Below are 22,473 nucleotides of genomic sequence, written 5' to 3'. Positions count from 1 at the left end.
ACGATCCTCCTCCACTCCAGCTGCGCAGAGGCTAGCGGCCGTCCCCGTCCAACACCACCGGAATCTCCCGAACCAGGAACGCGATCGCCCGATCATCCAGGTTCTGTTCCTGCACCGGACTGCGGCGTCCCACCCGCAGTACCCGGTTATGTGTCGTACTCGAGGCCGTCCCAGGGTTCGTAGTACGCGATGAAGTTGCCTGGTTCGATGTTGATCGAGTAGGTGCCTTCGAACTGCGTGACTGCCCAGCCGAAGGTGACGCCGTTGCGGTTCACGGTGAACGGGGCGACGTCGATCGGCTCGAGGACGTACTTGCCGAGCTCAGCCAGTCGCGCCGCGACCAGCTGATCCGCGCCCGCCGAGGCCGCCTGCGCAGGGGGCAGACCTTCGGGCCGGCGTACCTCGTCGACCTTCAGTTCGGCGAACGTCCCGTCCGCGTTCCACAGGAACAGTCCGACGTACGCCGTCCCGCTCCCGGGCACGAACAACTCGTCGCTGAGGAAGAACTTCCGCCCGTCCGCGGCGGTCCCGGCGTACGGCACGTGATAGTCGTCAGGAACGATCCTGAACCGCTCAGGTGCCCGGTTCCCATCCGCCTCCCCCGCGCGCTCCGGTACGGCGCCACACCCGGCCAACCCGACCAACAACCAGCACACGAGCACGCGGCCCACACCGGACCGCAACCCCCTCAGGTGACTCACAGAGCACAACCTAGCCCCACAACTGACCGCCGCAAGGCCCTACTACCCGCACACTGAGGCGGTGGGAATCGCTCCGTTCGTGCTGCTGCTGGTGGTCGCGCTGGTGCTCAGCGCGCAGGTGCTGCTGCTGATGGAGCGCCGCCGCCCACTGGACAAACGCCTACGCGACCTCGGAACGGGCGGCGACGGCTGCGCACTCCTCCTGGCCGCCCTACTCACCCTCGGCGCAACAGGCGCCGCGATCGGCAGCCTCCTCGGCAGCGCAGGCACCGGCGCCGCGGCAGGCCTGGCACTCGCGTCCCTGACCTGGACCACCGCAGTCATCCACGCCCACCGCCGCCCCCAACCACCCGCCCGCCACCAGTCACCCCGCGAGCGGTAGAACCGCCGTGACGAAGTACTGCTAGCTCCCCCCGCCAGGTCGCGACCCTGGAGGTCGGGCAGGATGCGCGCCATGGGTGTTCTCTTTGACTACTTCGCTGCCGACTCCGACGAACAGGCCGCATCCGCCATTGATCGGGTCGGCGGTCCTGGGACCGCCGACCCGGATGCGTCTGCTCAGGCGTTTGACACGGTGTCGGTGAAAGGAATCGATCCGGTGGTCCAGATGGGCACGCTCGAGGCGTTGCTGACTGGGCGGCCGTATGACGCGAGCGCTGTCGGGCAGCCGCTGGCCATCCGTGACGGCGGGGAACGGGTTGTCCTGGCGCTGGCCGACAGCCTGACGATCGCCCTCGCAGAAGCGTGCCCCGAACGGCTGGCCGAAGTCGCCGTGCCGTGGTCGCGGACAGAGGAGTTCTGGGGAAGCGCTGACCCCGACACGCTGACGGAGATTCTGCGGGACCTCGCAGGCCTTGCGGGTCGGGCGCAAGCCGCCAGTCAGCGGCTCTACTGCTGGATTTCCGTGTAGCAAGGCCGCCCGACCAGCACAACACCGCGACTACGCGTAAACAACGAAAACCCTGCATCGGGCCGAGGTGAGACGGTGTATCCGAGGGGACGTCTCCGAGCGAGCCTGTGCGGCACCCGACCACAGCCCCCGCTGCGCCGGGAGCCCGGTCACTGCAGGCCGTGTTCGTACGCGTAGGCGGTGGCGGCGGCCCGGCTGGACAGTCCCAGCTTCGTGAGGATGTGGCCGACGTGGGTTGCCACGGTCTTCTCGCTGACGACGAGACGCTCGGCGATCTGACGGTTGGTGAGCCCCTTGGCGATGTGGGCCAGGACTTCTTCCTCCCGGCTTGTCAGACCGCTGGACGGCGATGCCGCCACATGCTGCGCAGCCCTGGCAGCGGCGGCGTCGCGGACCGCGTTGAGGCGATCGAACACGGCGAGGGCACCGGCGACCTCGAGCTCGGCACTGTCGTCGTCCCCTATCGCTCGGCACGCGGCCGCGATCAGCATCCGCGTGCGGGCCGCCTCGTACGCCGCGTCGAGCTCGCGCCAACCCGCCAGTGCCTGCCGAAGGGCGGACAGTGCGGGTTCGGGCTGATCCTCCGCCAGCAGCACGGCGCCCAGGACCTGCAGGTGCAGCGCGGTCGGCAGCGGTCGCCCGAGCGTGCCGGCCACCGTGCCGAGCTCGTCGGCGGCAGACCGTGCAGCGGCGACATCACCGTCAGCGAGGAGGATCTCGACGTAGCCGCCGGCCAATCGCGCGCGGGACAGGGGGTCACCGGCCTCGCGGTACGCCCTCCGGATGGAGGCGGCGGCGGCCTCGACCTTTCCCGTGGCCAAGCGCAGCAGCGCGAGCCCCGGCTGCGGATCGCGGCCGAGCTCGCTGGCCAGCTGGAACTCGGCCTCGGCGGCGCGGTCCTGGCCACGGAGCCGGTGCAGGTCGCCCTTCAGGTAAGCAGCGGCGACCCGCGACCGTTGCCCCACCGGATCGGCCAGGCGGCGGTAAGCCTCCTCGATCTGTTCGGCTGCGGCGTCCCAGTCCCCGCGAAGGTAGAGCATCTCGGCGCGATGGATCAGGCACTGACCTCGATACAGCATGAGCTCTGGCTGGCCGTCCACCCAGCGGCTCAGCGCGGCGGTCCACGTGTGGGCGCGGCGGACGTCGAACAGTTCGGTGCAGCCCTCGATGGCAGTGCAGTAGGCATCGCCGATCGCGATCGGCGAGACGTCGTTGGCCTCGATGGCGACCATCCCCTCGTCGAGCAGGGCGACCCCCTCGTCCACTCGGTCGAGCCAGATCAGGCACCTGCCTTCGCCGATCCGTGCCAGCGCTGCGAGCTCGGGGTCACGGAAGAGGACGCCGAGCTCCGCCGCCGCGTGAAACGCCTCGTAGCCGGTGCGCGCGTCGCCGGAGAACGCTGCGCGCAGCGCGGCCGCGTAACGCAGGTAACCGCGTTCGACGCAGTCGATCTTGCGGTCGTCCAGCAGCCGCTGGGCGCGGTCGACCCAACCGCCTCCGCGCGCCAGGTCGCCGGCGTTCAACAGCGCGAAAGCCAGCCAGAAGGCGCACCGGGCCGCCCGTGCAACGTCGCCGACGTGGGCGCACTTCTCGTGCGCGCTGATCCAGGCGGACCGGCTCTCGTCGCTGAGTCCGGCGAGGTAGGCCGCGGACGCCAGCCGCTCGAGATCGTCGACCTCGAGCGGCTCCGCGACTGCGGCCGCGGACAACTCGTCGTACGCCCGCCGCCAGGCCTGCTTGTCGAACGCCTCGCGTCCGGGCCCGTTGCCGGTGCCCATGGGCTCAGTGTCGCGCGACTACGGCGCTTATGCCCAGAACGATGCCGCCTCGGCTGGGCCCGCCGCGATGAACCACATCTCGCGGATTCGACCGTCGTCGAACCGGTAGATGAAGGAGTCATTCATCTCCAGCGTCCGCCCGTTTCGGCCATAGACGGCGTGCTCCCACTCCGCCCCCCATTCGTCGTCAGCCAGGCAGAACAACTGCTCCAGCTTCACGTCCCCGTCGGTCAGCTCGAAGACGGTGCGAAGGGCCGCCAGCAAGCCGTCGACTCCGTGGTGGTCGCCTGCGAACGGAATCGGACCACGGCCGTGGAAGACCATGTCGTCGGTGAAGACGCGGCTCAGTGTCTCGCGGTCGTTCTCGACGATCGCTTGGGTCATCCGGTCAATGACCGCACCATTCGGGTGGCTGCTCATGATGTCCTCCATCGCTCGGGCTCGTCACACAGCGACGATAGGAGGTGGGAACCGGCCGCCACATCGGGCGGATTGACGATCCTCCCGCAGGGGGTGGTCAGCAATTCCACTGATCCCGGCAGATGAGTGCGTTGAGGACAGCAAAACCCCGGCTCCGAGACTCCAGAGCCGGGGTTTTGCGCTGCTCCCCCGCCAGGTTTCGATCCTGGTCTTCGAGATTCAAAGTCTCGCGGGCTGCCGATTACCCCACGGGGGATCGTGGTTGCCGGGACAGTTTGCCATGAGTGGGGTGGATGACACGCTCAGGGGTTCCAAACCTACGGCTCCGTAGGTTACGGTAGCGTAGGTAAGGACCCCCTGACCCGAGGGATGAACAGTTATGACTCCACCCGCCGTTGCCGCCCCGGAGGCGCCCACCCGTACCGTGCCGGACGTCGAGGACGTGCAGACCGGGACGCTCGGAGGCGAGCAGAAGAAGCTCTGGGAGCAGGTCGCGCTGGCGCTGTTCATCGGCATCCCGTTCCTGGCGGTGCTGGCGGCGGTGCCGATCGCGTGGGGCGGGTTCCTCGGCTGGCGGGACGTCGTACTCGCCGTGGTCTTCTACACGATCGCCGGCCACGGCATCTCGATCGGTTTCCACCGGCTGTTCACGCACAAGTCGTTCAAGCCGAACCGTCCGCTGAAGTACGCCCTCGCCATCGCCGGCTCGCTGGCGATCGAGGGGCCGGTGATCCGCTGGGTCGCCGACCACCGCAAGCACCACAAGTTCTCCGACCGCGACGGCGACCCGCACAGCCCGTGGAAGTACGGCAACACCCTCGGCGCACTCACCAAGGGCTTCTTCCACGCGCACGTCGGCTGGCTGTTCGACACCGAGCAGACCCCGCAGCGGCAGTACGCGCCGGATCTGCTGAAGGACAAGGACATCGTCAAGGTGTCCCGCATGTTCCCGCTCCTGGTCGCCGTGAGTCTTCTCGCGCCGGCGGTCATCGGCGGCCTCTGGTCGTGGTCGTGGACCGGCGCGCTGACCGCGTTCTTCTGGGCCAGCCTGGTCCGGATCGCCCTGCTGCACCACGTCACCTGGTCGATCAACTCGATCTGCCACACGATCGGCGACCGGCCGTTCAAGAGCCGCGACAAGTCCGGCAACGTGTGGTGGCTGGCGATCCTGAGCCAGGGCGAGTCGTGGCACAACCTGCACCACTCCGACCCGACCTGCGCGCGGCACGGCGTACTCAAGGGCCAGCTCGACACGTCCGCCCGCTGCATCTGGTTCTTCGAGAAGCGCGGCTGGGTGTCCGACGTCCGCTGGCCGGTGAAGGAGCGCCTGGAGGCGCGCCGCGTGGACGCCTCGGGGCGTACTCTGAAGGCTGCCTGAGACCGAAAACCTCCACCCGCAACACCCGAAGTGCGGCATGATGCTGACGTGATCACGACGTGACGGAACCCAAACCGCGGCGATCCGGCCGGATCCGGATGACCAGTGCCGAACGTCGCGAGCAACTCATCACCATCGCCCGCGGCCTGTTCGCCCAGAAGGGGTACGAGGCCACCTCGGTGGAGGAGATCGCGGCCCGCGCCGAGGTCTCCAAGCCGGTCGTGTACGAGCACTTCGGTGGCAAGGAGGGCCTGTACGCCGTCGTGGTCGACCGCGAGGTACGGGCGTTGCTCGACGGTGTCACGCAGTCGCTGACGGCCGGCCGCGCGCACGAACTGGTCGAGCAGGCCGCACTGGCGCTGCTCGACTACATCGAGAACAACTCCGACGGCTTCCGGATCCTGGTCCGCGACTCCCCCGTCGGCTCGTCGACCGGGTCGTTCATCTCGATCCTCAGCGACGTCGCGACCCGCGTCGAACACATCCTGGCGGAGAACTTCAAGCGCCGCGGGCTGGACCCGAAGAACGCGCCGATGTACGCGCAGATGCTGGTCGGCATGGTCGCGCTGACCGGCCAGTGGTGGCTGGACGCCCGCAAACCGAAGAAGCCGGACGTCGCCGCCCACCTGGTCAACCTCGCCTGGAACGGCCTGTCAGGCCTCGAGGCCAAGCCCACGCTCGCCACCAGACCGCACAAATAACAACCCGCGGTCGTACGGCGAAATCCGCCCGTGGCATGACCCCCGCGCCTGCCGTGCCCCGTACCCTGGCCACCATGACGGGGATGTTGACCGCGCGGCCGCTGCCTGCCCGGAGCAAGGCGTTCGACCTGCTGCTGGCCGGCTCGCTGTGCATGGTCTTCGGGTTCCTGTCACTCGCCCAGGCGCGCTGGGGCGGGCTGCTCGCGTTCGGCATGCTGGTTCCGCTGATCTGGCGCCGTACCCACCCCGAACTGGTCTTCTTCGGCGTCTGCTCGGTCGCCGTCCTGCAATGGCTGGCCGGCGTCGACCTGATGCCCGGCAACGTCGGCCTGCTGGTCGCCCTGTACGCGATCTCCGTGTACGGCGACGTGCGCCTGAGCCGGATCGCCCTCGGTATCGGCGGCCTCGGCGTGCTGATGGCGGTGTCGCGGTACTGGGCGAGCTCGGACTGGAAACAGCAGATCACGATGATGGTCGCGCTCGGCGCGCTTGTGTTCGGCGTCTGGGCGTTCGGCGAGCGTCGCCGTACCCGCGGGCTGTACGTCGCTCAGCTCGAGGAGCGGGCCGCCCAGCTCGAGCGGGACCGCGACCGGGAGGCGAAACTGGCCGTCAGCAACGAACGTACCCGGATCGCCCGCGAGATCCACGACGTGGTCGCGCACGGCCTGTCGATCATGATCGTCCAGGCCGACGGCGGGCTGTACGCCGCGGACCAGTCACCCGAGGCGGCGAAGAAGGCGCTCGCGACGATCGGCGACACCGGCCGCGCGTCGCTCACCGAGATGCGCAAGATGCTCGGCCTGCTCAAGCAGGAGGAGCAGTCCGAGCTCGGCCCGGACCAGGCCCGCCCGCAGCCCGGCGTCTCCAGTCTCCCCGAGCTCATCGAGAACGTCCGCGAGGCAGGCCTGCCCGTCGAGTACGAGGTGACCGGCGAACCCCGCGAGCTCCCGGCCCTGCTCGGCCTCACGGCGTACCGCATCGTCCAGGAAGGCCTCACCAACACGCTGAAACACGCCGGGCCGGGAGCGCGTACCTCCGTCGCCCTGGACTTCGGGCGCGAGATGCTGACCGTGGTGGTCACCGACGACGGGCACGGCGGCGGCGTCGCGCCGAGCTCGGACCCCGGTCACGGCCTCGTCGGGATGCGGCAGCGCGTCTCGGTCTCGGGCGGTACCGTGAGCGCCGGACCGAGGGCGGGCGGCGGTTACGAAGTGATCGCCAGGCTGCCGTACAACCTGCCCACTGAGTGAAAGGGAACCAGCAGTGAGCGAGCGCAGCGAGTGAACAACAGGCACACGGACGACGTGATCCGGGTGTTCCTGGTCGACGATCAGGAGCTGGTCCGGGCCGGGTTCACGATGCTGGTGGACTCCCAGGCCGATATGCGGGTGGTCGGCCAGGCCGGTGACGGCGGCGAGGCGGTCGAGAAGATCCAGGTCACCGCGTGCGACGTCGTGCTGATGGACGTCCGGATGCCGCGCCTGGACGGGGTCGAGGCGACTCGGCGGCTACAGTCGTTGCCGGAAGCACCAAAAGTGATCGTGCTCACGACGTTCGACCTGGACGAGTACGCGTTCGCCGCGATCAAGGCGGGCGCGGCCGGCTTCCTGCTCAAGAACACCCCGCCCGCCGACCTGCTGAACGCGATCCGCCAGGTGTACTCCGGTGACGCCGTCGTCTCCCCGAGTACGACGAAACGCCTGCTCGAGCACTTCGCCGGGGCCCTGCCCGACGGCGAGACCGAACGGCCCGACCTGGCCGACCTGACCGCGCGCGAGCGAGAGGTGCTGGTCGAGGTCGCCCGCGGCCTGTCGAATACCGAGATCGCGAAGCTTTTCACGTTGTCCGAGGCAACGGTCAAGACGCACATCGGCCGCATCCTGGCCAAGACCGGCCTGCGCGACCGGGTCGCCCTCGTCGTCCTGGGGTACGAGACCGGGCTCGTGAAACCCACCAAGTAATACCCAGGTAGTACGCGGAGTCCCGTCTGCAGTCCGACGAGATCGCGCGCCGCGCTCACTAACTTCTTCACCAACGTTCAGTTGAGTTGAGGAGTGACATGAGCTTGCAGACCGGGGACCTTGCGGTGGGACGGCTGCCGCAGGACGGGGAGCCGCGGACCGCCATCCGGGCGCACGAGCTGCGCAAGGTGTACGGACAGGGCGACACCGCGGTCGCCGCGCTCGACGGCGTCTCGGTGGACTTCGGGGTCGGCCGGTTCACGGCGATCATGGGTCCGTCCGGGTCCGGCAAGTCGACGCTGATGCACTGCCTCGCGGGGCTCGACACGCCGACCGGCGGCCAGGTCCTGCTCGGCGAGACCGAACTGACCCAGCTGCCCGACGCCGCGCTGACGAAGATCCGGCGGGACCGGATCGGGTTCGTGTTCCAGTCGTTCAACCTGCTGCCGATGCTGTCCGCGAAGGACAACATCCTGCTCCCGCTGGAGCTCGGCAACCGCAAGCCCGACCAGCAGTGGCTCGACACGCTGATCGACGTACTCGGCCTCGAGGACCGGCTCACGCACCGCCCGTCGGAGCTGTCCGGCGGCCAGCAGCAGCGGGTCGCGGTGGCGCGGGCGCTGGTCGGCCGCCCGGAGGTCGTGTTCGCCGACGAGCCGACCGGCAACCTGGACTCCCGGTCCGGCGCCGAGGTGCTCGGATTCCTGCGCCGTTCGGTCCGCGAGTTCGGCCAGACCGTCGTGATGGTCACCCACGACCCGCTGGCCGCGTCGTACGCCGACCGGGTCGTGATGCTTGCCGACGGCAAGCTCGCGGGTGAGCTCACCGAGCCGACCCCGGAGAGTGTCCTCGACGCGCTGCGCCAGCTGGGGGCGTGACGTGCGACGATCACTGCTCTCCTCGCTGCGCGCCCACATGGGCCGTCTGGTCGCCGCCTGCCTGGCGATCGTCCTCGGGGTCGGGTTCGGCTCGCTGGCGATGATCGTGCACGGGTCCGCGTCGCACGGCGTCGACGAGACGATCGGGGCGCAGTACAAGGGTGTCGACGCCGTCGTCTACCCGGACCGGGCGACGATCTCGCCGTCCGACATCGCCAAGGTCCAGAAGGTCGCGCAGGCGGCGTCGACGGTCACGCTGACCACGGCGTACCTGAACGTGACGTATCCCGACCTGGTCCGGCCGACCGGGCTCCCGATCGACGCGCTGTACGGCACCCCGGAGATCCCCGGCCCCGGCACCTCGTCCGGACGGTTGCCCAGCACAACGAACGAGATCGCGCTGCCGGCCCGGACGGCCGCCAAGCACAAGATCTCCATCGGCCGGCAACTCCGGATCAGCTCGTACGACGACAAGTCGTGGACCGTGACGGTGGTCGGGCTCCTCGACGACTCGAAGCAGGTCGGCACCGCGTCGGCGATCGCTACCCCGGCCGCGGTGAAGATGTTCGATCCGGGTGCGTTCACCCGCGGGATCGCGCTCGCGGCCAAGCCCGGTGTCACGCAGCAGCAGCTCGCGTCCGCGGCGCAGATCGTGGTTGCGAGCGGCATCACGGTGTTCACGGGTGAGGCGTTCATCGAGCACGAGGTCCAGGAGTTCACGAACGGCATCGACGTCCTCGGCGGCGTCTTCGGGATGTTCGCGCTGATCGCGCTGTTCGTCGCCTGCCTGGTGATCGGCAACACGTTCACGATCGTGATCGCCCAGCGCACCCGCGAAATGGCGCTGCTGCGCTGCGTCGGCGCGTCCCGGCGCCAGGTGTTCTCGTCCGTCCTCGCCGAGGCGGCCGTGGTCGGCGCGATCGCGTCGGCGATCGGTGTGGTCTTCGGCGTAGCGCTCTCCGCACTGGCGCTGGCGCTGTTCCGCGAGTTCGACTGGGGTATCCCGGCGGTGCCGCTGCACCTGGGTCTCGCGTCGGTGTTCCTGCCGCTTCTGATCGGTACCGTGGCCACGCTGATCTCGGCCGTCGTACCGGCACGCCGGGCGACGAAGGTGGCACCGCTGGCCGCATTGCGTCCCGAGGTCGCCCCGGCGGCCGCCTCGAGGGCCGGCGTACTGCGTCTGCTCCTGGGCTTCCTGCTCCTCGCCGGGGGCGGCGTCCTGCTGGCGGGCGGAGCGATCCTGCACGAGGTGCTGGTCGGTGTCGCCGGCGGCGCGATCTCGTTCCTCGGCATCCTCGCGGTCGGCTCACTGCTGGTACCGGCGTTGATCCGCCTGGTCGGTGCGCTGCCGGCCCGGCGCGGCGGCGTACCCGGCCGGATCGCGGTCGCGAACGCCGTCCGGAACCCGAAGCGTACGGCGGCCACCACCTCGGCACTGCTCATCGGCGTCACGCTGATCAGCCTCACGTGCGTCGGCATCGCCTCGGTGCAGAAGACCTTCGACGTGTCGATGAACGGCCAGTACCCGGTCGACCTGAAGGTGACGGCGTACCAGGAGAAGATGCCGGCGAACGCCGAGCAGCAGCTCCGCGACATCGAGGGCATCACCCAGGTCGTCCCGGTCCGGTCGGTGACCGTGGGCTCCGGCGAGAACGAGCTCACCGTCACCGGTATCGACGCGGGCGCGGCCGGATCGGTGATCCACATCCCGGCGCTGACCGGTCACCTGAAACCGGGAACCGCGCTGGTCTCGTTCCCGGTCATGCGAGGGATGAAGCTCGAGAACGGCGGCCCGATCACGATCGTCGCCGGGAAGCACCGGCTGACGCTGACCGTCCAGCAGTCGAACGGGCTCGACCAGGTCACGCTGACCTCGACCGACCTCGCGAAGCTGGCACCGAACGCGCCGGTGACCGGGTTCTGGCTGGCGTCGGACCCGAAGGCGGACGGCACGAAGGTCATCGAGACCGTCGAACAGTCGCTCCCGTCGGTGAAGAACCTCGGAGTCGACGGCGGTCTGGCCGAGCGCTCCAGCTACACGAAGGTGTTCGACGTGCTGCTGATGGTGGGGATCGGCCTGCTCGGCGTCTCGGTCCTGATCGCGCTGGTCGGAGTCGGCAACACGCTCAGCCTCTCGGTGCTGGAACGGACCCGGGAGAACGCCCTGCTCCGCGCGATGGGCCTGTCCCGCCGCCAGCTGCGCCGGATGCTGGCCGTCGAATCGTTGCTGATGGCACTGGTCGCGGCCGGTCTCGGGATCGTACTCGGCCTGATCTACGGCTGGACCGGGACAAGCGCGCTGATGGGCGGCCAGACGGTCGACGGTGGCGTCGAGTACGCCGTACCCGGGACGTTGCTGATTGCGATCGCCGCCGTGGCCACGGTCGCGGGCCTGCTCGCCTCGCTGCTCCCGGCCCGCCGCGCGGCCAAGGTCGCTCCGGCCGGAGCCCTCGCCACCGAATGAGCAGCGGCTCGCCCGGCTTGAGGGGGCCGGGCGAGCCGCTTCGGTACCGAACGACAGGAGCTGTCTGTCCACTCGCGTCCGCCGGCCGCCCGCGTGAGCGTCAAGCGGTCGCCCAGACGGCGACACCTCCTGTCGCACGGTCCCTCACACGAACTCCACCCGGTTCCCATGACCGTCGGCGGTATGGAACCGCCGGCGGCCCGGGATCGTCTCGTTGTCCCACCGCACCGGGTAGCCCAGGCCAGTCAGTTTGGCGGCCACCGCCTCCAAGTCGTCCACCGCCAACGCGGGATGAGCCTTCTTCGCCGGTGTGAACGACTGCTCCACGCCGACATGGATCTCCGCGGCGCCGGCCCTGAACCAGCACCCGCCCCGCGCCTTCAGCAGCTCCGGCTTCTCCACCTCGGTCATCCCGAGCGCGTCGCGGTAGAACGCCCGCGCCACGTCCTCACCGCCGGGCGGGCACGACACCTGCACATGATCGAGCCGCATCGTCACCCCTCCTTGTGCGCCACGGCGAAGATCCGGCGGAACGGCAGCAGGGTCCCGTACTCCTTCTGGGGATACGCCTCCGCCAGCCGGGCGCCGTACTCCGCCTCGAACTCCTTCCGCAGGTCGTCCGGCAGCGACTGCAGCACCGGCCGCGCACCGGTCCCCTTCACCCATTCCAGTACGGCGTTGTCGCCGGACAACAGGTGGTAGTACGTCGTCTCCCACGCGTCGACCACGCAGCCTTCAGCGCTCAGCGCCTCGACATACTCGGCCGGCCCCGGTACTTCGGGACGCAGCGAGGCATCCTTCGCGTACTCGGCGTACGGCGCGGTCCCGGCGAGCTCGCGGAGGATCGCGTGCGACGGAGCGTCCCCGTTGCCGGGGATCTGGATGGCCAGCCACCCGCCCGGCCGCAGTGCCCGCACGAACCCGGGCAGCAGGTCGAGCTGCTCGGGGACCCACTGCAGCGTCGCGTTGGTGACGATCACGTCGATGTTCTCCCCGGACCATTCGCGGACGTCGCCGAGCTCGAAACTCAGCCGGTCGCCGGCGTACTGCGCGGCCGCCTCGAGCATCTGCGGCGAGCTGTCGATCCCCCGGATCTCGGCCTCCGGCCAGACCTGACGCAGCGTCGCGGTCAGCGCCCCCGGACCGCACCCGAGATCGACGACCGTCCGTACGCCGGTCGCCCGGACCCGCTCGACCAGGTCCCGGAACGGCCGGGCCCGCTCGTCGGCGTACGTGCCGTACTGCTCCGGACTCCACACCGGTGACCTGCGCATCGGCTGCACCTCTCTGAACGATTTATCTTGACGTCGAGATACTCTAGACCCGCCACTTGTCTTGATGTCAAGAGTCTTGATGGGTAGTCTCGAGGTCATGGAGGACGAGGTCGACCGGCTGATCGAGGCCTGGCGCCGTGAGCGGCCCGATCTCGACGTGGCGCCGATGGAGGTGCTGTCCCGGGTCAGCCGGCTGGCGCGGCACCTGGACCGCGCCCGCGGCCAGGCCTTCGACACCCATGGCCTGGAGTCGTGGGAGTTCGACGTCCTCGCCGCGCTCCGCCGCGCGGGCACGCCGTACCAACTCTCCCCCGGCAAACTGCTGAAGGAAACCCTCGTCACCTCCGGCACGATGACGAACCGGGTGGACCGACTGGCCGCGCGCGGCCTGGTCGAGCGCCTGCCGGACCCGAGCGACCGGCGCGGGGTGCTGGTGCAGCTGACACCCGCCGGACGGGACAGGGTCGACGCCGCGATGGCCGACCTGCTCGCCCACGAGCGCGCCCTGCTGGGCGGCCTCAGCGAGCGCGACCAGCAGAAGATCGCCCGGGTACTGCGCGAACTCGTCCGCCCGTTCGACCTGGAAAAACACTGACCGAAACAACCGGTCGCACCTCACCAAAAGCGGCTTGTTCGTTCGGACAAAGGCCGCCCGGAATTGCGCGGGAATTATCCGAAAAGTCAACCCGTCACTTCTTACCTGTTCCGCTCGTTGCTAGTTGCAACGAGATCGAGAGGCTGCTGTAGCCGACGACTGTCGACACCGGTCTACACCCCTACTAGGGTCATCACCGTCGGTGGCTGATCGACTACAAAATGTCAAAGTGATGGTGACTTCGGCGGCAAGAGGTGGTCCGCCGAAAGTGGCCGCGCGGTGCTCGGGGCTCGGGGCTCGAACAACGCCGGCCGGCACGGGGCCCGCTCACCCAGGAGCTCGGCGCACCCCTCCGAATCACAGGGGATCGGAGGGGGCGCCGTGACTCGACCCTGCCCTGACCTGCACCGACCCGCGCGGAAACCGCTATTCGGCGCGTTCCGCCGCGTCGAACCAGGCGGTCTCCAGCTCGCCGCGCTCGTCGGCGAGTTTGCGCAGTTCGGCGTCCAGCTCGGCGAGCCGCTCGTAGTCGCTCGCGCTCGCGGCCAACTGGTCGTGCAGTTTCGCCTCGGCCTCGGTCAGCTTCGCCAGTTGCCGCTCGATCCGGTTCAGCTCTTTCTTCGCCGCCCGGGCCACTGCCGCGTCAACCATCGGACTTTCAACGACCTGGGGATTTTCGTCCGGTGACAAATCCGTTGACACTCCTGCGGCCGGTGTCAACGCATTCGACGTCGCCCGCCGGGGAATTCCGGCGGCGAGTTCGTCGAGATACTGATCGACACCGCGCGGCAGATGCCGGACCTGGCCGTCGCCCATGATCGCGTACACCATGTCGCTGACCCGCTCGAGGAAGTACCGGTCGTGCGTGACGGTGACGACCACGCCCGGCCAGCCGTCCAGGAAGTCCTCCAGAACGGTCAGCGTCTCGACGTCCAGGTCGTTCGTCGGCTCGTCGAGGATCAGCACGTTCGGCTCGTCGAGCAGGATGCGCAGCAGCTGCAGCCGGCGCCGCTCACCGCCGGACAGGTCCGAGATCCGGGTGGTCAGCTTGTCCCCGGTGAACCCGAACCGTTCGAGCAGCTGCGACGACGTCAGCTCGCCGCCCCGGCCGGCGAGGGCCGCCGTACGACGGATCGCGGTGATGTGGTCGAGGACGGTGGCCGCGCCGTCGATCTCCTCGAGGGTCTGGGACAGGTTGGCGATCCGGACGGTCTTGCCCTGCTTGACCCGGCCGCGGTCCGGGGCGAGCTGCCCGGTGAGAACCCTGAGGAACGTGGTCTTGCCGGCGCCGTTCGGGCCGAGCAGGCCGATCCGGTCCGCCGGGCCGAGGCGGAACGTCACGTGGTCCAGCATCGTCCGGTCGCCGAAGCTCAACGTGACGTCCTCGACGTCGAACACGTCCTTGCCGAGCCGGGCGGTCGCGAGCTGCGACAGCGCGAGCTTGTCCCGCGGCGGCGGCTCGTTGGCGATCAGCTCGTTCGCCGCCTCGATCCGGAACTTGGGTTTGCTGGTCCGCGCCGGTGCCCCGCGACGCAGCCAGGCGAGCTCCTTCTTCAGGAGGTTCTGCCGCTTGGTCTCGGTCACCTGCGCGGTGCGGGCCCGCTCGGCCTTGGCCAGGACGTAGGCGGCGTACCCACCGTCGTACGACGTGACGCGGCCGCCCTGCACCTCCCACGTGTCGGTGCAGACCGCGTCCAGGAACCAGCGGTCGTGGGTCACGACGACCAGTGCGCCCGCACGATCCACAACGTGCTCGGCGAGCCAGCTGACCGCCTCGATGTCGAGGTGGTTCGTGGGCTCGTCCAGGACCAGCAGGTCGACCTCGGTGAGCAGCAGCCTGGCAAGCGACGCGCGGCGGCGCTCACCACCGCTGAGGCTGCCGACCAACGCCTGGTGGTCGACCTCACCGAGCAGATGCTCCATCACCGTGCGCGCCCGCGGGTCCGCCGCCCAGGTGTAGGTCTCGACGTCACCCAGCACCGCGTGCAGCACGGTCTGGGCGGGGTCGAGGTCGTCGGTCTGTCCGAGGTACCCGAGCCGCAGGTCGCGGTTGTGTGTGATCCGGCCGCTGTCCGGCTCCTCGCGCCGGGCCAGGACCTGCAGGAGCGTCGACTTGCCGTCGCCGTTGCGCCCGACCACGCCGATGCGCTCACCACGGCCTACGCCGAGACTGACCGAGTCGAGCAGTGTGCGGGTCCCGAAGCCCTTCGAAACAGCTTCCAGATTGACCAAGTTAGGTGGGGCCATAACGCGCCCCAGGGTAGCCGACGGCGGCACCCCGCTCCGGATCGTGCCAGGATCGTCCAGGTGTTGACTCCCGCCTGGCTCGAAGGCCTCTCCCTGGGCGACGCGATCGCCGCCGATCCGCTCGAGGGCGGGTACGCCAGCAAGACCTTCCGGGTGCGGACGACGCTCGGCCGGTCTGTGGTCGTCAAGACGCAGGACGACCTCCCGGCGGACCTGTACGCGCTGGAGGCGGACGGCCTCGACGCGCTACGGCAGCCCGGCGGATTCGCCGTACCCGAGGTACTGCGGGTGACGCCGCACTTCATCGTCCTGTCGGACCTCGGTACGTCGGAACCGTCGCCGACGTACTGGGAGGACGCCGGGCGGGCGCTGCCGCTGCAGCACCTGCAGACGGCGGACAAGTTCGGGTACGACCGCGACAACTACCTCGGCGTGCTTCCGCAACGGAACCCCTGGACCACGGACGGTCACGCGTTCTTCGCCGAGCACCGTCTGCTCCGCTTTCTCGAGGAGCCCCTCTGCCACAGTCAGCTGCCCGAGGCCGACCGTCGTCGCCTGGAACGCGTCGCGAGCCGCCTCACCGAGCTGATCCCGCCGCAGCCGCCGTCGCTGCTCCACGGCGACCTCTGGCACGGCAACCTCCTGCCCACCCCGGCCGGCGCTCCCGCACTGATCGACCCCGCCGTCCACTACGGCTGGGCCGAGGCAGACCTCGCCACCTTCCTCATCTACGGCCGGCTGTCGGACGTACTCTTCGACACCTACGAGGAGGTCCGTCCGCTCGACCCCGGCTGGCGCGACCGCCTCCCCCTCCTCCACCTCCGAGAACTGCTCTCGATCACCGCGCAGAGTCCCGACTGTCACGAGACCGTCGCGGAGATCCACGCCATCCTCAAGCGCTTCGATTGAGGTTCAGGACGTACTGCTTCTCGTTGAGGGGGTTGCCGTCGGTTCTGGCGCGGGCCGGAGGTGGGCCTGCGACGGGCTGGTGAGAGTGGAACGTGGTCGCGAGGAGCGCCTCGCCCCGGGTGAGGGTGGGGAGGTGGGACTCGAACGGGTGCGTGGTGGCGGCCGGGAGGGTGCCTTCCAGATGGGCCTGGGTTTCGGTGAGCATGGTCTGGGAGACGACACCGCGGTGCTCCGCGACGTGGGCCAGGACGCGCGAGACCGTGTCGGACGGGACGTCCAACTCGAAGTGGTTCAGCGGCTCCATCACCGTCGTACCGGCCTCGGCGATCGCCTCCAGGAGCACCAGCGGTACCAGGCGGCGGAAGTCGGCCGCGACGGTGGTCGGGCTGTAATACGCCGTGTGCGTGAGATCGACCCGGATGTTCGGGATCTCCCACCCGTACAAGCCCTGGTGCAGCGTCTGCCGGACCGTCTCCTCGACCGCGGTGTGGAACGCCCGCGGCAGTGCGCCGAGCTCCACCTCCAGTCCGTACTCGATGCCCTCGGCAACCGGTGAGACGCGGAACCCGACCCCCGCCGCCCACAGGCTGTCGGTGATCTCGCGCATCGCCGCGCCCACCCCGTCGAGCCGTTCGACGTGGATCGGCGTCGTCTCGCTGAAGGTGACCTCCACGCCGTACTCCGAGGCGAGCAACGACGCGATCACCTCCTTCTGCACCTCGCCGTACAGGCTCACGGTGATGTCGTCCGCCTTCCGGACCCGGATCAGCGGATCCTGCTCGGCGAGCTGCGTCAGCGCCTGGAACAACCGGACCCGGTCCCGCGCGCGCACCACGGTCTCCAGCGTCGGCGGCGCGAACAGCTGCCCGACCTGTCGCGTCCGTACGCCGAGTTGATCCCCGATCCGGATGCTTTTCAGCCCGCGCAACGCCACGATCTGCCCGGCCTCGACCCGATCGGCCGGCTGTCGGGTGCCGTCGCGGTACACCTCGATCCCGCTCGGCCGGGTCTGGTACTGCGGGCCGTCGCCGGGATGCACCGCGACCGGCGTCCGCGCGGCGAGAGTGCCGCTGACGATCCGCGCGGACGCGAGCTTCTGGCCGGCCGCGCCGCGTTCGACCTTGAACACCCGCGCCCGCAGCTCGTCGTCCGGCGATCCGCTCGCCCGCGGCAGCCAGCTGCGGATCCCCTCGATCAGCTCAGGGATCCCGACCCCGGTCATCGCGGATCCGAAGTACACCGGGTGGACCTCGGCACGCGCGACCTGGCTCCGCAGCTCGGCCGCATGGTCGAGCTCGGCGTCCTCGAGGTACCGCTCCAGGAACGCGTCGTTGCGCTCGGCAAGGATCTCGCCGAGCTCGGCGCGCTGCACCGCGAGCAGGTCCACGGAGGCCGAGCGCGTGCCCAGCTCCGCGACCGACTCCATCGGCACGGCGGCCGGTGTCAGCAACCGCCGGATGTCCGCGAGCAGGTCGTCGTACCGGGCGCCGACGCGGTCGATCTTGTTCACGAACAGCAGGGCCGGGATCCGCAGCCGGTCGAGGGTGCGCATCAGCAACCGCGTCTGCGGCTGCACGCCCTCGACCGCGGAGATCACCAGCACCGCGCCGTCCAGCACGGACAACGCGCGCTCGACCTCGGCGATGAAGTCGGAGTGTCCCGGGGTGTCGATCAGGTTGACCGGCAGGTCGCCGAGCGCGAACGAGACCACGGCGGAGCGGATCGTGATCCCGCGTTTCCGCTCGAGTTCCATCGAGTCGGTCCGGGTGTTCCCGTCGTCGACCCGGCCGATCCGGTCGATGACACCGGCGGCGTACAGCAGCCGCTCGGTCAGGCTGGTCTTACCGGCGTCGACATGCGCCACAATGCCCATCGTCAGAGAGTTCAAGAGTCCTCGCGAATGCGTCGAAACGATCAGTACCGATGAGGTAGATCGATCCGCGGCGCATCCCGGTCTCCTGTCTGCTCTCTCACGACGATGTGGTCCCATGGTGAAGCTAGCACCTACCTCCGCCGCCGACGAACGGATTTTCAGGCTTCGAGCACCGGGACCTCGTACTTCTGGATGAAACGGTCGCGCGTCACGAGCGTCAGCTTCTCGACCAACGCCTGCGCAACCAGCATTCGGTCGAACGGATCGCGGTGGATCGCCGGCAGCCGCCCGCCAGCTCGGCGTGCGCCGTCCGGATCGGCAGTTCACTCAGGCCGCTGTCCTCGACCACGTCACCGAGTTCTTCCGGCAGGTCGATCCTGCCGGACGCTGCCTTGATCGACAGCTCCCACCTGGTTGCGGCGCTGACGTACACCTCGAGCTCGGTGTCGATCCGCTCCTTCAGCTCGTCCGAGAGGTCGCCGGTGTCCTGCAACCACCACAGCAGGACATGCGCGTCCAGCAGAAGGCGCGCAGCGCCCGCCGCCGCGATCACGGCAAGCGTACTACCGGCTGACGATCGCGGGGAGGATGCGGGCGCCGGGGACGGGGCCTTCGGCCTGGCGGACCATGCGGCAGAGGCCGGACTCGGCGAGGTCGACGGCCAGGTCGACGGCGCTGCGGCTGTCGGCGGCGAGGAACAGGCAGGTCGGGCCGGAGCCGGAGATCTGCGCGGCCAGCGCGCCGTGGTCGAGACCGAACTGGAGCGTGTCGCCGAGCTCCGGCCGCAGCGCCAGCGCGGCCGCCTGGAGGTCATTGCTGAGGGCAACCGCGAGCGCGCCGGGCTGCCCGGACAGCAGCGCCGACATCAGCTCCGGGCGGACCTGCGGCGACTCGACGCGACGCAGCGGCCGCATCCGGTCCAGTTCGCGGTAGACCTCCGGCGTGGACAGCCCGCCGTCGGCGATCGCGAACACCCAGTGGAACGTCCCGCGCGACATCACCTCGGTGACCTGCTCGCCGCGTCCCTGACCGAGCGCCGTGTGGCCGACCAGGCAGAACGGCACGTCGCTGCCGACCTCCCCCGCGTGGTGCTGCAGCTCGGTCTGGGTCAGTTGCAGCCCCCACAACCGGTTGCACGCCACCAGGGTCGCCGCCGCGTCGGTCGATCCGCCGGCCATACCACCGGCCACGGGGATCGTCTTCCGGATCGTCAGGTCGACGCCTTCGTCGACGTCGTACTCCGCCTGCAGCAGCTTCGCCGCCCGGACCGCGAGGTTCGTCCCGTCGGTCGGTACGTCGTCCGCGAAGTCCCCGACGATCTCGACGGACACCTCGCCGTCGTCGGTCCGCAGTACCGCGGTCACGTCGTCATACAGGGCAACGGCCTGGTACACCGTCGCGACGGGATGGAACCCGTCCGGGCGCGGCGGACCGACCGACAGACCGAGATTGATCTTGGCCGGCGCACGCACCGTGACCTCAGCAGAAGGTGGCACGTCGGACAGGCTAGGGCATCACACAGTCCGAGCAGCACCGGCGAGGGCGGCGAACTCTGTGATGCCCAGCATCTCGCCCCGCAGCCGCGGGTCGATCCCGGTGGCGCTCAGTACTTCGTCCAGCCGGGCACGGTCCGGCATCCAGCGCGCCAGCGCGGAGCGGATCGTCTTGCGCCGTTGCGAGAACGCCGCCTCGATCACCGCGAACACCTCCTCGCGGCTCGCCTCCGTCGCGGGCGGGTCGCGCCGCTCGAAGGCGACCAGCCCGGAGTCGACGTTCGGAGCGGGCCAGAAGACGTTCCGCCCGATCGGCCCGGCACGCCGCACGTCGGCGTACCAGGCGGCCTTCGCGGACGGTACGCCGTACGTCCGCGAACCGGGCGGGGCGGCCAGCCGGTCCGCGACCTCGGACTGCACCATCACCAGCCCGTGCCGCAGCGAGTCCGAGACCTCGAGCAGATGCAGCAGCACGGGTACGGCCACGTTGTACGGCAGGTTCGCCACGCAGGCGGTGGGCGAACCGATCTCCCTCGGGCCGGTGTCCATCGCGTCGGCCTCGACCACGGTCAGCCGGGACGCCTGCTCCGGGGCGTACGTCGCGACGGTCGAGGGCAGCGCCCGCGCCAGCAGCGGGTCGATCTCGACCGCGGTCACCCGGTGCCCGTCCGCGAGCAGTGCCAGCGTCAGCGATCCGAGCCCCGGGCCGATCTCCAGCACCGTCTCGCCGGCATCCGAGAGCTCGGCGGCGCGGACGATCCGGCGGACCGTGTTCGGGTCGATGACGAAGTTCTGGCCGCGCTGCTTGGTCGGGCGGACACCGAGCGCGGCGGCCAGTGAACGCACTTCCGCCGGACCGAGGAGTCTCGGTCCGGCGGAAGTGGATGAATCAGACGAGGTCACCCCGTCAGTGTTGCACTAGGCGCGCTGGCCACAGACCGGCCAGTCGCCGTAGCCACCGCGCGCCGCCCGGACCTTCTCGGCGATCGCGATCTGCTGCGCCTTGCTGGCCAGGTGGGCGTTCTCCGCGTAGGCGTCGCCGCCGTACGCGACCCAGGTCTGGTGGCTGAACTGCAGGCCGCCGTAGTACCCGTTACCGGTGTTGGTCGCCCAGTTGCCGCCGGACTCGCACTCGGCGATCCGGTCCCAGGCGCTGGTGTTACCGGTGGCCGGAACGTCCGTCTCCGAGGTGGTCGTCTCGGTCGGCTCCTCCACCGGCTTCGGCTTGGTCCCGACCAGGACCTGCTCGTCGACCGGCTTGCTGACCACCTTCGACCCGACCACCTTGGTGGCCGACAGCTTGCCGTCCAGGTAGGTGTACAGGTACGTGACGGTCTTCGAGCCGTCGGTGCCCTTGGTCGTGGTCTTCTTGGTGCCCACGAGCAGCGTCGCCGACTTGGTCTCGTCGGTGCCGTGCTCGACGCTGAGGGTCTTGGTGACGGTCTTCTGCAGGACCTGCACGTAGCCGACCTTGTTCACCCCGAGCTTCAGCGGGGTGGCAGCGGCCGGGGTGATCCGGTCGTCGGCGTCCCAGCGGATCTTCGCCTGGGTCAGGGCCTGACCGACGGTGCCGGCCAGCGACTTGATCGTCACGGTCTTGCCCTGGTGCACGATCTGCACGGTCTTCGGGGTGGTCACGACCAGCTCCAGGCCCTGCCGCCCGAGCGGCGCGCTCCGGCTGGTGGAGAACTGGGCCCCGTCGTACCGCAGACCCAGGTCGGCGAGCGCCTCGTTGACGCTGTCGGCCGTGGTCCAGTAGGCCTTCTTGGTGCCGTCGGCGTTGACGGTCAGCTGGCGACCGTACTGCACGGCGATCTCCTGACCGTCCTTCAGCTTGGAGTCCACGCCGGGCGCGACGACGTCGTGCTCACCGACCTGAACTTTCTCGGCCTTCAGGGCGTCTGCCACGGTGGAGCCGAAGGTGTGCACCTTCCGCACCTCGCCGTCGACGGAGAGACTGACCGTCTTGCTCTTCGTGGCGTATGCCACGGAGCCGCCCGCGATGGCGAACGCAGCCGTCGCTCCGACGGCCACGATGATGGACTTACGCACTAACGCTCCCAGGTAGAGCTACCCGGGCACGGGGTGGGACAGCACAGGCACTGGCCGGGGACGCCGTACTGGTTGCACGGAGGCACTGGTCAACGCCGAGGGGCGTGCTGTCCGGAATCTTCCCCGATCCCGGCCAACATCACGGGACCATAACGAACAAGACGCGGAAGTGCCAATCCCCTGTTCGGCGAGTCGCAAAAAGGTGTAACGGGACCCTTACTCGGTGTGATTGCCCCAGTGCCCCCGATGCACCACTTCGGCGGTCGTCCGGCGCCCCCTTTTCAGCGACGGCGAGCGCTTGTCCGGGGCCCGGTGACCGACCGACAGCACCCCCACCAGATCGAACCCCTCCGGTACGCCGAACTCCTTGAGCAAACGACCCGTTTTGTCCGCAGGAGGCCCGAAAAAGCAGGCTCCCAGGCCTTCGTCGACCACGGTCTGCAGCATCAGCAGAACGGCCATCCCGGTGTCGACGTACCAGTACGGCGCGGTCCAGCGACCCTCGTCGCGATCGGTCCAGCCCTTGTCCGGTTCGGTGTACCGATCGAGGTACGCGTCCTTGTGCGCGAAGGCCAGGATCAGCAGCGGCGCACGGCGCAGGCCTGTGATCCATTCAACATACTTCTCGTCCGGATTCTCGGCCGCGATCCGCCAGTACCGCTCCCGGTCGTCCCCCTCCAGCGTCAGGAACGCCCACCCCTGCGAGAACCCGCCCGACGGCGCCCGCAACCCGTTCTCCAGGATGCGCTCCCGCACCTCGTCCGGCACCGGGCGATCCGGGTCGTAGTTCCGCACCATCCGCCGCCGCCGTACGACGTCACTGAACTCCATGCGGCCTG

At 69.4% G+C, this 22,473-nt stretch carries 21 protein-coding genes, 1 tRNA gene and 1 pseudogene; 10 read left to right on the top strand and 13 right to left on the bottom strand.

What is annotated here, in order from left to right:
- Positions 1 to 146: 146 nt before the first annotated feature.
- Positions 147 to 701, bottom strand: coding sequence for a hypothetical protein (locus BJY22_RS13315; protein ID WP_167206640.1), 555 nt, complete (start codon positions 699 to 701; stop codon positions 147 to 149).
- A 61-nt stretch (positions 702 to 762) separates the two neighbouring features.
- Here BJY22_RS13315 and BJY22_RS13310 point away from each other — a divergent pair, with 61 nt between their 5' ends.
- Both BJY22_RS13310 and BJY22_RS13305 read left to right on the top strand, forming a co-directional pair.
- Positions 763 to 1,083 carry a hypothetical protein gene (locus BJY22_RS13310; protein ID WP_167206638.1) on the top strand — a complete coding sequence of 107 codons (321 nt, stop codon included), beginning with the start codon at positions 763 to 765 and terminating at the stop codon, positions 1,081 to 1,083.
- Positions 1,084 to 1,155: 72 nt separating this feature from the next.
- Entirely contained in the window at positions 1,156 to 1,611 is a 456-nt protein-coding gene (locus BJY22_RS13305; RefSeq protein WP_167206636.1) for a hypothetical protein, read from the top strand.
- A 149-nt stretch (positions 1,612 to 1,760) separates the two neighbouring features.
- On the opposite strand, the gene BJY22_RS41605 is transcribed toward BJY22_RS13305, so the two are convergent.
- The 3 genes from BJY22_RS41605 to BJY22_RS13290 form a co-directional block, all read right to left on the bottom strand.
- Positions 1,761 to 3,389, bottom strand: a complete 1,629-nt coding sequence (locus BJY22_RS41605; protein WP_167206634.1) for a helix-turn-helix transcriptional regulator — start codon at positions 3,387 to 3,389, stop codon at positions 1,761 to 1,763.
- A 27-nt stretch (positions 3,390 to 3,416) separates the two neighbouring features.
- The gene (locus tag BJY22_RS13295; RefSeq protein WP_167206632.1) at positions 3,417 to 3,821 is read right to left on the bottom strand and encodes a nuclear transport factor 2 family protein; all 405 of its coding nucleotides are present in this window, start codon (positions 3,819 to 3,821) and stop codon (positions 3,417 to 3,419) included.
- A gap of 172 nt (positions 3,822 to 3,993) precedes the next feature.
- Positions 3,994 to 4,065 (bottom strand) — tRNA-Gln (locus tag BJY22_RS13290).
- A 123-nt stretch (positions 4,066 to 4,188) separates the two neighbouring features.
- Here BJY22_RS13290 and BJY22_RS13285 point away from each other — a divergent pair.
- From BJY22_RS13285 to BJY22_RS13260, 6 genes are all read left to right on the top strand, one after another.
- The gene (locus BJY22_RS13285; RefSeq protein ID WP_167206630.1) at positions 4,189 to 5,187 is read left to right on the top strand and encodes an acyl-CoA desaturase; all 999 of its coding nucleotides are present in this window, start codon (positions 4,189 to 4,191) and stop codon (positions 5,185 to 5,187) included.
- Positions 5,188 to 5,246: 59 nt separating this feature from the next.
- Positions 5,247 to 5,888 carry a TetR family transcriptional regulator gene (locus BJY22_RS13280; RefSeq protein ID WP_167206628.1) on the top strand — a complete coding sequence of 214 codons (642 nt, stop codon included), beginning with the start codon at positions 5,247 to 5,249 and terminating at the stop codon, positions 5,886 to 5,888.
- Between the two features lie 74 nt (positions 5,889 to 5,962).
- The gene (locus BJY22_RS13275) at positions 5,963 to 7,138 is read left to right on the top strand and encodes a sensor histidine kinase (RefSeq protein WP_238350354.1); all 1,176 of its coding nucleotides are present in this window, start codon (positions 5,963 to 5,965) and stop codon (positions 7,136 to 7,138) included.
- 30 nt (positions 7,139 to 7,168) lie between these two features.
- Positions 7,169 to 7,849: a response regulator transcription factor gene (locus BJY22_RS13270; protein ID WP_337758611.1), complete on the top strand. Its 681-nt coding sequence runs from the start codon at positions 7,169 to 7,171 to the stop codon at positions 7,847 to 7,849.
- A gap of 98 nt (positions 7,850 to 7,947) precedes the next feature.
- Positions 7,948 to 8,727, top strand: coding sequence for an ABC transporter ATP-binding protein (locus tag BJY22_RS13265; protein WP_167206624.1), 780 nt, complete (start codon positions 7,948 to 7,950; stop codon positions 8,725 to 8,727).
- Position 8,728: 1 nt separating this feature from the next.
- Entirely contained in the window at positions 8,729 to 11,191 is a 2,463-nt protein-coding gene (locus tag BJY22_RS13260) for an FtsX-like permease family protein (protein WP_167206622.1), read from the top strand.
- Between the two features lie 144 nt (positions 11,192 to 11,335).
- Here BJY22_RS13260 and BJY22_RS13255 read toward each other — a convergent pair whose 3' ends face one another.
- Positions 11,336 to 11,683, bottom strand: a complete 348-nt coding sequence (locus tag BJY22_RS13255) for a VOC family protein (RefSeq protein WP_202891096.1) — start codon at positions 11,681 to 11,683, stop codon at positions 11,336 to 11,338.
- Positions 11,684 to 11,685: 2 nt separating this feature from the next.
- A complete protein-coding gene (locus BJY22_RS13250) occupies positions 11,686 to 12,465 on the bottom strand; it encodes a methyltransferase domain-containing protein (protein ID WP_167206618.1) in 780 nt (259 codons plus the stop codon).
- A gap of 79 nt (positions 12,466 to 12,544) precedes the next feature.
- On the opposite strand from BJY22_RS13250, the gene BJY22_RS13245 reads away from it, so the two are divergent.
- Positions 12,545 to 13,060: a MarR family winged helix-turn-helix transcriptional regulator gene (locus tag BJY22_RS13245; protein ID WP_272954819.1), complete on the top strand. Its 516-nt coding sequence runs from the start codon at positions 12,545 to 12,547 to the stop codon at positions 13,058 to 13,060.
- Positions 13,061 to 13,486: 426 nt separating this feature from the next.
- Here BJY22_RS13245 and BJY22_RS13240 read toward each other — a convergent pair whose 3' ends face one another.
- Positions 13,487 to 15,307, bottom strand: a complete 1,821-nt coding sequence (locus BJY22_RS13240) for an ABC-F family ATP-binding cassette domain-containing protein (RefSeq protein WP_167206616.1) — start codon at positions 15,305 to 15,307, stop codon at positions 13,487 to 13,489.
- A gap of 60 nt (positions 15,308 to 15,367) precedes the next feature.
- Here BJY22_RS13240 and BJY22_RS13235 point away from each other — a divergent pair, with 60 nt between their 5' ends.
- A complete protein-coding gene (locus BJY22_RS13235; RefSeq protein WP_167206614.1) occupies positions 15,368 to 16,216 on the top strand; it encodes a fructosamine kinase family protein in 849 nt (282 codons plus the stop codon).
- Here the strand turns inward: BJY22_RS13235 and BJY22_RS13230 are convergent.
- The 6 genes and pseudogenes from BJY22_RS13230 to BJY22_RS13205 form a co-directional block, all read right to left on the bottom strand.
- Positions 16,200 to 18,089: an elongation factor G gene (locus BJY22_RS13230; protein WP_202891095.1), complete on the bottom strand. Its 1,890-nt coding sequence runs from the start codon at positions 18,087 to 18,089 to the stop codon at positions 16,200 to 16,202. The genes BJY22_RS13235 and BJY22_RS13230 overlap by 17 nt on opposite strands.
- Positions 18,090 to 18,247: 158 nt before the next feature.
- Positions 18,248 to 18,642: pseudogene (locus BJY22_RS13225) on the bottom strand (type II toxin-antitoxin system VapC family toxin).
- 10 nt (positions 18,643 to 18,652) lie between these two features.
- The gene (locus BJY22_RS13220) at positions 18,653 to 19,585 is read right to left on the bottom strand and encodes a 4-(cytidine 5'-diphospho)-2-C-methyl-D-erythritol kinase (protein WP_337758607.1); all 933 of its coding nucleotides are present in this window, start codon (positions 19,583 to 19,585) and stop codon (positions 18,653 to 18,655) included.
- A gap of 18 nt (positions 19,586 to 19,603) precedes the next feature.
- Positions 19,604 to 20,428 carry a 16S rRNA (adenine(1518)-N(6)/adenine(1519)-N(6))-dimethyltransferase RsmA gene (rsmA, locus tag BJY22_RS13215; protein WP_337758606.1) on the bottom strand — a complete coding sequence of 275 codons (825 nt, stop codon included), beginning with the start codon at positions 20,426 to 20,428 and terminating at the stop codon, positions 19,604 to 19,606.
- A 72-nt stretch (positions 20,429 to 20,500) separates the two neighbouring features.
- Entirely contained in the window at positions 20,501 to 21,634 is a 1,134-nt protein-coding gene (locus BJY22_RS13210; RefSeq protein WP_167206608.1) for a ubiquitin-like domain-containing protein, read from the bottom strand.
- Between the two features lie 216 nt (positions 21,635 to 21,850).
- On the bottom strand, positions 21,851 to 22,465 hold the full coding sequence (locus BJY22_RS13205) for a nitroreductase family protein (protein WP_167206606.1): 615 nt from the start codon (positions 22,463 to 22,465) through the stop codon (positions 21,851 to 21,853).
- Between the last annotated feature and the right edge of the window lie 8 nt (positions 22,466 to 22,473).

It is taken from the genome of Kribbella shirazensis (assembly GCF_011761605.1).
Classification (GTDB): Bacteria; Actinomycetota; Actinomycetes; order Propionibacteriales; family Kribbellaceae; genus Kribbella; species Kribbella shirazensis.
Note: the sequence above shows the minus strand (reverse complement) of the source record. Positions and strands in the feature narration are given on the sequence as shown.